Origin of the sequence: Streptomyces lancefieldiae (assembly GCF_031845825.1) — a bacterium.
Classification (GTDB): domain Bacteria; phylum Actinomycetota; class Actinomycetes; order Streptomycetales; family Streptomycetaceae; genus Streptomyces; species Streptomyces lancefieldiae.
Map to the genome: position 1 here is coordinate 101,123 of NZ_JAVRFH010000012.1, position 13,222 is coordinate 114,344.

9 protein-coding genes are annotated in these 13,222 nt (G+C 69.9%); 6 read left to right on the forward strand and 3 right to left on the reverse strand.

What is annotated here, in order from left to right; all coding sequences use genetic code 11:
• Window positions 1-39 precede the first annotated feature (39 nt).
• The 3 genes from RM812_RS14845 (at window position 40) to RM812_RS14855 (ending at window position 3,625) form a co-directional block, all read left to right on the forward strand.
• Window positions 40-753 (forward strand): class I SAM-dependent methyltransferase, encoded by a 714-nt coding sequence (locus RM812_RS14845; protein ID WP_311572998.1) that lies wholly within the window; start codon window positions 40-42, stop codon window positions 751-753.
• A gap of 40 nt (window positions 754-793) precedes the next feature.
• Window positions 794-2,176, forward strand: a complete 1,383-nt coding sequence (locus RM812_RS14850; RefSeq protein ID WP_311572999.1) for a DoxX family protein — start codon at window positions 794-796, stop codon at window positions 2,174-2,176.
• Between the two features lie 66 nt (window positions 2,177-2,242).
• Window positions 2,243-3,625: an FAD-binding oxidoreductase gene (locus RM812_RS14855; RefSeq protein WP_311573000.1), complete on the forward strand. Its 1,383-nt coding sequence runs from the start codon at window positions 2,243-2,245 to the stop codon at window positions 3,623-3,625.
• A 473-nt stretch (window positions 3,626-4,098) separates the two neighbouring features.
• Here the strand turns inward: RM812_RS14855 and RM812_RS14860 are convergent, their stop codons facing one another.
• Complete coding sequence (locus RM812_RS14860; protein WP_311573001.1) at window positions 4,099-5,628, reverse strand: helix-turn-helix domain-containing protein; 1,530 nt, start codon at window positions 5,626-5,628, stop codon at window positions 4,099-4,101.
• Window positions 5,629-6,088: 460 nt separating this feature from the next.
• Here RM812_RS14860 and acnA point away from each other — a divergent pair, with 460 nt between their 5' ends.
• Window positions 6,089-8,803, forward strand: a complete 2,715-nt coding sequence (acnA, locus tag RM812_RS14865) for an aconitate hydratase AcnA (RefSeq protein ID WP_311573002.1) — start codon at window positions 6,089-6,091, stop codon at window positions 8,801-8,803.
• Between the two features lie 104 nt (window positions 8,804-8,907).
• Here acnA and RM812_RS14870 read toward each other — a convergent pair whose 3' ends face one another.
• Together RM812_RS14870 and RM812_RS14875 are read right to left on the reverse strand one after the other, a co-directional pair.
• Window positions 8,908-9,837 (reverse strand): FG-GAP repeat domain-containing protein, encoded by a 930-nt coding sequence (locus RM812_RS14870; protein ID WP_311573003.1) that lies wholly within the window; start codon window positions 9,835-9,837, stop codon window positions 8,908-8,910.
• 234 nt (window positions 9,838-10,071) lie between these two features.
• Window positions 10,072-11,067, reverse strand: coding sequence for an acetylxylan esterase (locus RM812_RS14875; protein WP_311573004.1), 996 nt, complete (start codon window positions 11,065-11,067; stop codon window positions 10,072-10,074).
• A 260-nt stretch (window positions 11,068-11,327) separates the two neighbouring features.
• Between RM812_RS14875 and RM812_RS14880 the strand changes: the two genes are divergently transcribed.
• Entirely contained in the window at window positions 11,328-12,320 is a 993-nt protein-coding gene (locus RM812_RS14880) for an ABC transporter permease (protein WP_311573005.1), read from the forward strand.
• Window positions 12,314-13,195: a carbohydrate ABC transporter permease gene (locus RM812_RS14885; protein WP_394816455.1), complete on the forward strand. Its 882-nt coding sequence runs from the start codon at window positions 12,314-12,316 to the stop codon at window positions 13,193-13,195. The genes RM812_RS14880 and RM812_RS14885 overlap by 7 nt, the downstream gene beginning before the upstream one ends.
• Window positions 13,196-13,222 lie beyond the last annotated feature (27 nt).

Genomic DNA, 13,222 nt, shown 5'->3' on the forward strand with positions numbered 1-13,222 from the left:
ACCGAGGAGGCGCCGGGGCGCGACGCAATCATGGCAGCCATGACTGAACCTGCCGGTGCACCCGACGGTCCCGCGGCGATGACCGAGGTGTTCGACGCCGTCTACCGCGGGGAGAGCCCGTTCGGCGAGCGACCGCCGTGGGACATCGGGGCGCCCCAACCCGCCTACGTCGCCCTGGAGAAAGCGGGGCTCGTGCGCGGCACGGTGCTCGACGCCGGCTGCGGCACCGGTGAGGACGCCCTCCACCTGGCGGGCAAGGGCTACGCGGTGACGGGGCTGGACCTGTCCCCGACGGCGATCTCCCTCGCCCGGGACAAGGCCGCCGCCCGCGGGCTCGGCGCCGTCTTCGAAGTCGCCGACGCCCTCGATCTCAAGGGCTACGAGGGGCGTTTCGACACCGTGATCGACTCCGGACTCGCCCACACCTTCGAGGGCGACAGGCTGCGCGCCTACGCGGCGGCCCTGCACCGGGCCTGCCGCCCGGGGGCGGTGGCGCACATCCTCTCGATCAGCGACCGGGGGTCCGCGCAGATGCAGACTCGGCTCGCCGAGGCCGTCGAGGGGATACCGGCGCCGCTCCCGGACGACGACGAGTCGCCGGCCCTCAAACGCTCCGCCGACCACCTGCGCGACGGCTTCGCCGACGGCTGGACGGCCGAGTCGGTCGAGGACGCCCTCATACGCGGCATCATCCCGACCACGTCGGAACTCCTCGACGTGCACGCCTGGCTCGGACGATTCCGCCGCAGCTGACCGCGACCACCGAAGACGGCCCCTGAGAAGGTGATGAACGATGAAGGTGCGAGTAGGCAAGTGGCTGCGGACCGTCGCGTCTTCACCGGCCGGCCGGGCGGCCGGACGCGCGTTGTCGCCGGCCGGTACCTCCCCGGCCCCGCCGAAGTGGGCCGGAGCCGCCCGCACCGCCTACCGGTTCGGCTGCGTCTACACCGGCCTGTACTGCCTGACCAGCCCGCAGGTCTACCTGGCCCTGCGCGGGGGCGGCATGGGGCGCCGACAGGAAGCGGCCGACGCCTGGGCGAAGCTCTGGGCGATACGCCCGGTGCGGAACTGGATGTCCGTCCGGGTCCTCGGCAGGGAGCTGGGCGACCGCTTCGACGGCGGCGACGACCCGCACACCTGGGCGGGACAGCTCTGCTGGCTCGCGGGCGCCGCCGCGGCCGCCCCGGTCTGGTCCGTGCTCGACCGGCACCGGACGGACCGTGCCGCCCTCGACAAGTGGTTCCGCCTGGCCGCCCGCTTCTGCCTCGCCGGACAGATGTTCTCCTACGGCGCGGCCAAGGCCGTCCCCCTCCAGTTCCAGCTGCCGCCGTCCAAGCTCGTGGAGCCGCTCGGCGACCTCACCCCGATGAGCCTGCTGTGGGCGCAGACGGGATCCTCCAAGCCGTACCAGATACTGCTCGGCTGCGCCGAGATCACGGGCGGGCTGCTGCTCATCGTGCCGCGCACCGCGCCGCTGGGAGCGCTGCTGTGCGCGGCGGAGATGGCCCAGGTCCTGCTGCTCAACATGACCTTCGACGTCCCCGTCAAGGTCCACTCCTTCCACCTGCTCCTGCTCGGCCTGCTTCTGCTGGCCCCGCACACGCCTCGCCTGGCCGACGCCGCGTTCACGCAGCGCCCGCTCCCTGCGGCCACCCCGACGGACCTTTTCCGTTCCCGCCGGGCCAACCGCATCGCCACCGCCCTCCAGGCCGGAGCCGGACTCCTGCTCCTCGGCGCGCAACTGCGCAACGACTGGACGTTCTGGAAGAACCACGGGGGCGGCCGGGAGAAGCCCGAGCTGTACGGCGTCTGGGACGTCACCGGCTTCTCCGTCAACGGCGAGCAGCTCCCGCCCGTGACGACCGACGACCGGCGCTGGCGCCGGATCGTCGTGGACTCCGTGGACGCCGTGGCCATCCAGCACATGGACGACTCGCTCGACCCCTGCATGGCGGCGATCGACATGAACGCCCGTTCGGTCGCACTGACCAAGATGGCCGACCCGAAGTGGCAGGTGACGTTCGCCTTCGAGCGCCCGGCCGACGATCTCCTGGTCCTGGACGGCGAGGTCGACGGCTGCCACCACCGCCTGCACCTGCGCCGTCGCGACCTCACCACCTTCCCGCTGGTCAGCCGCGGCTTCCACTGGGTGCAGGAGAACTCGTCCCTGCGGTAGCGGACCTGTCGGCCGAGCGGCACTCGCGGGGCGGTGGCCATGCCGTCCACGGAAGGAGAACCACGGATGAGTGTGGACGTGCAGACGCTGGCCGCCGAGGTGCGAGGACCCGTCCTCCTGCCCGGTAGCCGGGAGTACGACGAGGAACGCTCCGGTTTCCAGACCGGCCTCCGCCACCGCCCCGCCGTCGTCGTCGGCGCCACCCGCCCCGAGGACGTGCGCGCCGCGGTCCGCTTCGCCGCCGGGCGCAGGCTGCCTGTCGCCGTGCAGTCCACCGGACACGGCATCGTCACCGCCCTGGACGGCGAGGGCGTCCTCATCAGCACCCGCCGGATGAACGCCGTCGCGGTGGACGCGGCGGCCGGGACCGTCACGGCCCAGGCCGGCGTGGTGTGGGGAGAGGTCATCGAGCGGGCCGCCCCGCACGGGCTGGCTCCCGTCAACGGCTCGGCCCCGCATGTCGGCGTCGTCGGCTACCTCCTCGGCGGCGGCATCGGCCTGCTCGGCCGCCTGACCGGGTACGCCAGCGACCACGTCCGCGCCGTCGACATCGTCACCGCGGACGGCGCGCTGCGCCACGTCACCGCCGGTTCCGACCCCGACCTGTTCTGGGCGCTGCGCGGTGGCGGCGGCAACTTCGGCGCCGTAACCGCCGTCGAGACCGCCCTCGTGCCGGTGACACGGCTCTACGGCGGCGCCCTCCACTTCGCCGCGGACCACCCCCTCGACCTGCTGGACGCCTACCGGGCGTGGACCCTGACGCTGCCCGAGGAACTCACCTCCTCGATCTGCCTCATGACCTGCCCGCCGTGGCCGTCCGTCCCCGAGCCGCTGCACGGACGCTACGCCGCACACGTCCGGATCGCCTTCACGGGCTCCGCCGAGGAGGGCGAACGGCTCGTGGCGCCCCTGCGGGCGCTCGCCCCCCGGCTGACCGACACCGTCCGGGAGATGCCGTACACGCAGGCGGGCACCATCTACCAGGACCCGCTCGTCCCGCACGCCTACTTCGGCGGGAACGTCCTGCTGCGCGAACTCGACCCCGCGGCGCTGCGGACCGTCGTGGACGTGGCCGGGCCCGATGCGGCCGTGCCCTGCATCCTGGAGGTCCGCCACCTCGGCGGGGCCTTCGCCCGCCGGCTCCCCGACGCGGGCGCGGTCGGCGGCCGGGAGGCCGCCTACCTGCTGCGCGTGATGACCGGAGGCACGGCCGCGCCGTCCACGGTCGCCCGGCCGGTCCATCAGCGTGTCTACGACGCCCTGAAGCCCTGGACCGTCGGCCGCAGCCCCAACTCCGTCTACAACGACGGCGCCCCGGTCTCCCAGGAGCAGGTGCGGGAACTCTTCGCGCCCGAGGACTACGGGCGGCTGCGACGCGTCAAGACGCTGCACGACCCGCACAACCTGTTCCGGTTCACCCACAACATCACCCCACTGCGCGGCGAGTGACGCAGTGTCCCCGCGGCGGCGGGCTGACCTCGTCATGACGGACTCCGCGTGGCGCCGGGCGTTTCGCGAGCACGCCCCGCAGCGAGGACCGGGTCGCCCGGCGCACGAGGAAGGGACCCTGCCTGTCCGGCACAGCGGTAACCGTCGTCGAGGTCGAGCGGCAGGCGGCGAGGCGTCCCGAGGCAATCGCGGTGTGCGACGCCGGCGGCCGGCTCACCTACGCGGAACTGGACCGCCGGACGAACCGGCTGGCTCACGAACTGCGCGTCCGCTGGCTGATTGCGCCGGACGCTGCGTGCGGAACTCGCCGGGAAGGGGACGTTGCCGATGACGGATCACGTGAAGTTCCTGTCGTTCAAAGACTTCACGTCCGACCAGAAGTCCCAGACACGTCCCTGAGGCGTCTACAAGTTCCCTCCTGCCCCGCATTTACGCAGGTCAGGAGGGGATTCACGTTGTTTTTCTTAGAGCTTTCAAATGTCCCGGAAGATCTCGATCTGCGCCCCGATCGAGTTCAGCCGCTCGGCGAGGTCCTCGTAGCCCCGGTTGATGACGTACACGTTGCGCAGCACCGACGTGCCCTCCGCCGCCATCATCGCCAGCAGGACGACCACCGCGGGGCGCAGGGCCGGCGGGCACATCATCTCGGCGGCGCGCCAGCGGGTGGGGCCCTCGACCAGGACGCGGTGCGGGTCCAGCAACTGGAGGCGTCCGCCGAGGCGGTTGAGGTCGGTCAGGTAGATGGCGCGGTTGTCGTAGACCCAGTCGTGGATCAGCGTCTTGCCCTGCGCGGAGGCGGCGATGGCCGCGAAGAACGGGACGTTGTCGATGTTCAGGCCCGGGAACGGCATCGGGTGGATCTTGTCGATCGGCGCCTCCAGCTTGGAGGGGCGGACGGTGAGGTCCACCAGGCGCGTACGGCCGTTGTCCGCGAAGTACTCCGGCGTGCGGTCGTGGTCGAGGCCCATCTCCTCCAGGACCGCCAGCTCGATCTCCAGGAACTCGATGGGCACGCGCCGCACCGTGAGCTCCGACTCCGTCACGACGGCGGCGGCCAGCAGGCTCATCGCCTCGACCGGGTCCTCGGAGGGGGAGTAGTCCACGTCGGCGTCGATGACCGGCATGCCGTGCACGGTGAGCGTGGTGGTGCCGATGCCCTCGACCCGGACGCCCAGGGCCTCCAGGAAGAAGCACAGGTCCTGGACCATGTAGTTGGAGGAGGCGTTGCGGATGACGGTGACGCCGTCGTGGCGGGCGGCGGCGAGGAGGGCGTTCTCGGTGACCGTGTCGCCCCGCTCGGTCAGCACGATCGGGCGGTCCGGGCGCATCTGCCGGTCGACCACCGCGTGGTAGTGGCCCTCGGTCGCGGCGACGTCCAGGCCGAACCGGCGCAGCGCGATCATGTGCGGCTCGATGGTGCGGGTGCCGAGGTCGCAGCCGCCGGCGTAGGGCAGCCGGAAGCGGTCCATGCGGTGCAGCAGCGGGCCGAGGAACATGATGATCGAGCGCGTGCGCACGGCGGCCTCGGCGTCGATGGCCTCCATGTCCAGCTCGGCCGGCGGCACGATCTCCAGATCGATGCCGTCGTTGATCCAGCGGGTGCGTACGCCGATGGAGTTGAGCACTTCCAGGAGGCGGTAGACCTCCTCGATGCGGGCGACCCGGCGCAGCACCGTGCGGCCCTTGTTGAGCAGGGAGGCGCACAGCAGGGCCACGCAGGCGTTCTTGCTCGTCTTGACGTCGATGGCGCCGGACAGGCGCCGACCGCCGACCACGCGCAGGTGCATCGGACCCGCGTAGCCCAGGGAGACGATTTCGCTGTCCAGCGCTTCGCCGATCCGGGCGATCATCTCAAGGCTGATGTTCTGGTTGCCGCGCTCGATGCGGTTGACGGCGCTCTGGCTGGTGTTGAGTGCCTCCGCGAGCTGTGACTGTGTCCAGCCGCGGTGCTGCCGGGCGTCACGGATGAGCTTGCCGATGCGTACGAGGTAGTCGTCTGCCATGAGGTTGAGGCTATCTCAGATATGAGATGGGGCCTCTCGGGGGGTCCATTCGGGTGATGGGGTGTCAGCGGCGCCTCAATGATGCCTGGTCGGTGGGTGCGGGGCCATCCGAAGGGTTCTGGCGGGGGCGGGCAGGGGTTGGCGGGGTCCGGTGGGGTCCGGTAAATCCATCGATGTCGCACGACGTTCCAGTAAGACCCTTCCCTCGCCCGGCGTAGTGAGGGCCGGGCGGGTCACCCGGGATGGGGTGCACGCCACACCGCGCCCGGGCATGACCAGGCCGCCCCCATGTACTAGAGTTATCTCGACATCGAGATATCTGCCGAGGCGCACCGCGGTCGCACGCTGTTGTCGGGTCTGGTGGTAAGGGTCACCTAACTTAGCCTTACCTTAGCGGATCGGCCAGGGCGGCGTGGCGGCAGGATGCGGTGGTACGCGCACATAAATGAAGGAGACTGTCGTGTCGGCGAACAGCTTCGACGCCCGCAGCACACTGCAGGTGGGCGACGAGTCGTACGAGATCTTCCGGCTGGACAAGGTCGAGGGCTCCGCGCGCCTTCCCTACAGCCTGAAGGTGCTGCTGGAGAACCTGCTCCGCACCGAGGACGGCGCGAACATCACCGCCGACCACATCCGCGCCCTCGGGGGCTGGGACTCGCAGGCCCAGCCGTCGCAGGAGATCCAGTTCACGCCCGCCCGCGTGATCATGCAGGACTTCACCGGCGTGCCCTGCGTCGTCGACCTCGCCACCATGCGCGAGGCCGTCAAGGAGCTCGGCGGTGACGCGGCGAAGATCAACCCGCTGGCCCCGGCCGAGCTGGTCATCGACCACTCCGTCATCGCCGACAAGTTCGGCACCAACGACGCCTTCAAGCAGAACGTCGACCTGGAGTACGGCCGCAACAAGGAGCGCTACCAGTTCCTGCGCTGGGGCCAGACTGCCTTCGACGAGTTCAAGGTCGTCCCGCCCGGCACCGGCATCGTCCACCAGGTGAACATCGAGCACCTGGCCCGTGTGGTGATGATCCGTGACGGCAAGGCCTACCCGGACACCCTGGTCGGCACCGACTCGCACACCACCATGGTCAACGGCCTCGGCGTCCTCGGCTGGGGCGTCGGCGGCATCGAGGCCGAGGCCGCGATGCTCGGCCAGCCGGTCTCCATGCTGATCCCGCGCGTCGTCGGCTTCAAGCTCACCGGTGAGCTGCAGCCCGGCACCACCGCCACGGACCTCGTGCTCACCATCACCGAGATGCTGCGCAAGCACGGCGTCGTCGGCAAGTTCGTCGAGTTCTACGGCGAGGGCGTCGCCGCCACGTCGCTGGCCAACCGCGCCACCATCGGCAACATGTCGCCGGAGTTCGGCTCCACCGCCGCGATCTTCCCGATCGACGACGAGACGCTGAACTACATGCGCCTGACCGGCCGCAGCGACCAGCAGGTCGCGCTCGTCGAGGCGTACGCCAAGGAGCAGGGCCTCTGGCTGGACCCGAAGGCCGAGCCGGACTTCTCCGAGAAGCTGGAGCTCGACCTGTCCACGGTCGTGCCCTCCATCGCCGGCCCGAAGCGCCCGCAGGACCGCATCGTCCTCGCGAACGCCGCCGAGCAGTTCAAGCAGGACGTCCGCAACTACGTGGACAGCGTGGACGAGGCGGGCCAGGAGTCCTTCCCGGCCTCCGACGCCCCCGCCGTCACCAACGGCGTGCCGTCCAACCCGGTCCCGGTCACCGCCCCCGACGGCACGACCTACGAGCTGGACCACGGTGCGGTGACGGTCGCGGCCATCACCTCCTGCACCAACACCTCCAACCCGTACGTCATGGTCGCCGCCGCCCTGGTGGCCAAGAAGGCGGTGGAGAAGGGCCTGACCCGCAAGCCGTGGGTCAAGACCACCCTCGCCCCGGGCTCCAAGGTCGTCACCGACTACTTCGAGAAGGCGGGCCTGACCCCGTACCTCGACAAGGTCGGCTTCAACCTGGTCGGCTACGGCTGCACCACCTGCATCGGCAACTCCGGCCCGCTGCCGGACGAGGTCTCCAAGGCCGTCAACGACCACGACCTCGCCGTCACCTCGGTCCTCTCCGGAAACCGGAACTTCGAGGGCCGCATCAACCCCGACGTCAAGATGAACTACCTGGCGTCCCCGCCGCTGGTGGTCGCCTACGCGCTCGCGGGCTCCATGAAGGTGGACATCACCAAGGACGCCCTGGGCGCCGACCAGGACGGCAACCCGGTCTACCTGAAGGACATCTGGCCCACCGAGGCCGAGGTCAACGAGGTCGTCGCCAGCGCCATCGGCGAGGACATGTTCACCAAGTCCTACAGCGACGTCTTCGCGGGCGACGCCCAGTGGCAGGCGCTGCCGATCCCGACCGGCGACACCTTCGAGTGGGACGCCGAGTCCACCTACGTGCGCAAGCCCCCGTACTTCGAGGGCATGGGCATGGAGCCGGCCCCGGTCGAGGACATCTCCGGCGCCCGGGTGCTGGCCAAGCTGGGCGACTCGGTCACCACCGACCACATCTCCCCGGCCGGTGCCATCAAGGCCGACACCCCGGCCGGCAAGTACCTGACGGAGCACGGCGTCGAGCGCCGCGACTTCAACAGCTACGGCTCGCGCCGAGGCAACCACGAGATCATGATCCGCGGTACGTTCGCCAACATCCGCCTGCGCAACCAGATCGCGCCGGGCACCGAGGGCGGCTACACCCGCGACTTCACGAAGGAAGACGCCCCCGTCTCCTTCATCTACGACGCCTCGCGCAACTACATCGAGCAGGGCATCCCGCTCGTCGTCCTGGCCGGCAAGGAGTACGGCTCCGGCTCGTCCCGCGACTGGGCCGCCAAGGGCACCGCGCTCCTCGGCGTCAAGGCCGTCATCGCCGAGTCGTACGAGCGCATCCACCGCTCGAACCTCATCGGCATGGGCGTCCTGCCGCTGCAGTTCCCGGAGGGCCAGTCCGCGGCCTCCCTCGGCCTGACCGGCGAGGAGACCTTCTCCGTCTCCGGCGTCACCGAGCTGAACGACGGCACCACCCCGCGCACGGTGAAGGTCACCACCGACACCGGTGTCGAGTTCGACGCGGTCGTCCGCATCGACACCCCCGGTGAGGCCGACTACTACCGCAACGGCGGCATCCTGCAGTACGTGCTGCGCAGCCTGATCCGCAAGTAGGCGGCGGCGCACAACGGTTGAGGGCCGCACCCCCGGCGACGGGGGTGCGGCCCTCTTCATGCCTTCAGGAAAGGCTCATGCCTTCAGGAAAGGCGCCGCGTGCCTCAGAAGAGGAGGCGGTACGTGTTCCAGCCGGTGGTGCCGATCTTCACCGGGGGGCTGAACGGGGCGGCGGCGTTGCCGGTGCCCTTGTAGAGCCACAGGGCGCCCGCCTTGTCGCGGGCGATCAGGTCGGTGGTGCCGTCGATGTCGACATCGCCGACGGAGACCAGGTTGTTGTAGATGTTCCACCCGGCACCGATCTTGGTGCGCGGCGCGAACGGCGCCTTGTAGTTGCCCGTGCCCTGGTAGAGCCAGAGCACGCCGGCGCTGTCCTTGGCGACGATGTCGTGCTTGCCGTCACCGGTCAGGTCACCCTTGCCGGCGAGGTGGGTGTAGGCGTTCCACCCGGCGCCGACCTTCACGCGCGGGTCCACCTTGCCGTCGTTGTACCCGAGGTACAGCCACAGCACACCGGAACCGTCCCGGGCGATCATGTCGTCGGGGGCGGCACCGCCGAGGTTGCCGGCCGAGAGCACGTTGTTGTAGATCTTCCAGCCCTTGCCGATGAGCGTGCCGTACTCGCCCCACGAGGCGGAGTACAGCTCGTCGCCGGTGACCTCCCAGATGCCGTCCGAGAAGCCGTCGGCGTCCCGGTCGGCCTGCGAGATGAAGCGGGTGAACTGCCAGTCGGAGCCGACGTCCACGCGGGGTTCCAGGCCACCCTCGAAGTCGAGGTCGTAGCCCCACATGTCCCCGTTGTTGTCCACGCCGTACAACGGGTTGATCGGTGCGTCGCCGGGCAGGGCGGACGCGCTGAACTTCGACTTCGCGCCCGACGCCGGCGCGTCGAGCGGGACCTGGGACGCGAGGCGTCCGGGGTCGTCGGCGGCGACGGCGGCACTCGTGCCGGTCGCCACCAGAGCGGCGGTGAGCGCCGCAGCCGTGGCACGCGCCAGGGCGCGACGCGTGTTCAGGCCGGAGCTTTTGGCCACGTTGGGTCCTCCAGATGATCACGGTGAAACGGATCGTGTGCCGGGGTGCGGCACAGCAAGATCCGGGATACTCCGCGATCCTTACACATGTCCTTTACACGTCAATCGGATTTCCGTTCGGTAGATGAAGCGGTACGAAAGCGGTACGCAAGTGCAACGTGAGTCGTACAACCGTTTTCGGGGCACGGGTGTCGTCGGTACGGCGGAACTCGCCGTACCGGTACGGCGGTCGGCTCAGTCGAGCTCCCACACGTCCGCCAACCAGGCCAGTTGGCGTCGCACATGCACCGCGTCGCCCCCCTCGTGCCCGTTGAACGGATAGGCGTGGATCTCCTTGCGCGGCCCCGCGCCCGACAGCTCCGCGTACCGGTTGAAGGCGGCGTACGCCCCGCTCGGCGGGCACACCGTGTCGCGCAGGCCCACGCCGAAGTGGCCCGGGGCGTGTGCGCGGCGGGCGAAGGAGACGCCCTCCAGGTAGGAGAGCGTGCGGTGGGCGGCGTTCTCGGAGCCGCGGCGCACCGACAGGTACGCGGCGATCTCGCCGTAGGGCCCCGCGTCGGTGAGGTCCAGCGCGCGCCGGATGCCGCACAGCAGCGGGGCGGAGACCAGGACCGCCGCCAGATCCGGGACCAGGCCCGCGACCGCCAGGGCCAGCCCGCCGCCCTGGCTGTTGCCGACGGCGGCCGTGCGGGCGGCGTCCACGCCGGGCAGCGCGCGCACCGCGGCGACGGCGCGCACCGCGTCCGTGATCAGACGGCGGTAGTGGTGGTCGTGCGGGTCGAGCAGGCCCCGTACCGCCGGGCCCGGACCACCCGGCGCGCCGGCGTGCGGGTCCGGGGTGTCGCCGCCGCAGCCGTACTGGTCGCCCTGGCCCCGGTTGTCCATCAGCAGATGGGCGTACCCGGCGGCCACCCAGGTCAGCCGTTCGTGGGGGAGGCCGCGCCCGCGCCCGTACCCCGCGTACTCGACGACCGCCGGCAGTGGCCGGGCCGCCCCGGCGGGCCTGCTGAACCAGGCGCGCACCGGGTCGCCGCCGAAGCCCCTGAAGGTCACGTCCCAGGTCCGGGTCAGCCGCAGTCCGGTCTCCACCGGGCGCGCCGACACCAGTGGGTCGCCGCCGGTCGCCGCCTTTGTGAGGGTGCGGTGCCAGAAGTCGTCGAAGTCGTCGGGTTCGTCGGGGGCCGGACGGTGGTGCTCCAACTCCGTCTGCGGCAGATCGAACGCGGGCACGGCGGCACCTCGCAGCAGGCTCGGGGGAACCGGGCGACCGATTGTTGCGGTCACTTCCCAGAAAGGTGCGACCGACCGTAACAGCTCTTCGCTGTCTTCCCCAGGTGCGGGGATCTCATTCCTGACGGTCTGCACGCTTCGGCATTCCCGTGTGCACCGGCCATTGACAGCGCTTTCCCGCTGCCCCTAAGTTGCCGCGAAGTTACCGGCAAGAGCTCGAAAGTTTCGGTTCCGCGTCCCCCGCCCCGGGAGTCCCGAGCATGAGCACCTCCACCACGCCGGCCCCACCACCCGGCACCCAGGACCCGACCTCGGTGCGGGCGGCGTCCCCGCCCGGTCGGCGGCCCGCGCCCACCGGTTGGCGGCGGGCGCTGCGCCGCGACTGGCAGCTGTACTCGCTGGCCGTGCTGCCGCTGCTGTTCTTCCTGGTCTTCCGCTACCTGCCGATGATCGGGAACGTCATCGCCTTCCGCCGCTTCGAGCCGGGTGGTTCGATCCTGGGGGAGCAGTGGGTGGGCCTCCGCTACGTGGAGATGTTCCTCACCGACCCCACCTTCTGGCAGGTCTTCCGCAACACCCTCTGGATCGGCGGTCTCACCCTCGTCTTCTGCTTCCCCGTCCCCATCGTGCTCGCGCTGCTCCTCAACGAGGTGCGCACACGGGCGCTGAAACGGTTCGTGCAGTCGGTGTCGTACCTGCCGCACTTCCTGTCGATCGTGATCGTCGCCGGCATCACCCTGCAGATGCTCGCCACGGACGGCCCGGTCAACCATGTCCTGGGCCGGTTCGGCCAGGACCCGGTCCGGTTCATCCAGGAACCCGGGTGGTTCCGCACCATCTACGTCGGCTCGGAGATCTGGCAGACCGCCGGCTGGGGCACCATCCTCTACCTGACCGCGCTCACCACGATCGACGACGACCTCTACGAGGCGGCCCGCATCGACGGCGCGAACCGCTGGCGGCAGATCTGGCACGTCACCCTGCCCGGCATCCGCCCCACCATGATCACGCTGCTGATCCTCAACATCGGCACCTTCCTGGCGGTCGGCTTCGAGAAGATCCTGCTGCTCTACAACCCGCTGACCTACCAGACCGGCGACGTGATCTCCACGTACCTCTACCGCACCGGTGTCGAGTCCAACAGCTTCAGTTACGCCGCCGCCATCGGCCTGTTCGAGGCGGTCATCGGCCTGGCGCTGATCACCTCGGCCAACCTGCTCTCGCGTCGCACGGTGGGGACGAGCCTGTGGTGAACGTGGACCGGCCCACCCGCGGCTACCGCGTCTTCCAGGGCGTCAACGGCCTGATCCTCACCGGCGTCGTCGTGGTGACGCTCTATCCCTTCGTCAACATCGTGGCCCGCTCCTTCAGCGGTGAACGCCAGATCCGCGCCGGCGAGGTGACGCTGTGGCCCAAGGGCTTCAACCTCACCACCTACGAGATCGTGTTCCAGGACGGCACCTTCTGGCGCAACTACGGCAACACCGTGTTCTACACGGTCGTCTCCACCGCCGTCGCGATGGTCCTGACCACCTGTTACGCCTACGTCCTGTCCAAGAGGAACCTCAAGGGGCGCGGCGTCCTCGTCGGCATCGCCGTGTTCACCATGTTCTTCTCCGGCGGCCTGATCCCCACCTATGTGCTGATCACCAGCCTCGACCTGAAGAACACGGTGTGGGCGCTGGCCCTGCCGAACGCGATCAGCGTCTTCAACCTGCTGGTGATGAAGGCCTTCTTCGAGAGCCTGCCGGACGAACTGGAGGAGGCCGCGCAGATCGACGGCCTGAACACCTACGGCATCCTCCTCAGGATCGTGCTGCCGCTGTCGAAGGCGGTCGTCGCGACCATGGTGCTGTTCTACTCGGTGTCCTTCTGGAACTCCTGGTTCGGCGCCTTCCTCTACATGGACCGCGCCGAGCTCATGCCGGTCACCGTCTACCTGCGCAACCTCATCGCGGGCGCCACCGGGGGCACCGGCGCAGGCGCGGGCACCGAGCAGCTCACCCAGGTCGCGGCCAACATCCAGGCCGTCACCATCGTGCTCACCGCGCTGCCCATCCTCTGCGTGTACCCGTTCGTCCAGCGCTACTTCGTGTCGGGCGTGATGCTCGGCGCGGTCAAGGGCTGACCCCGCACACCGCCGCACCGCCCCACC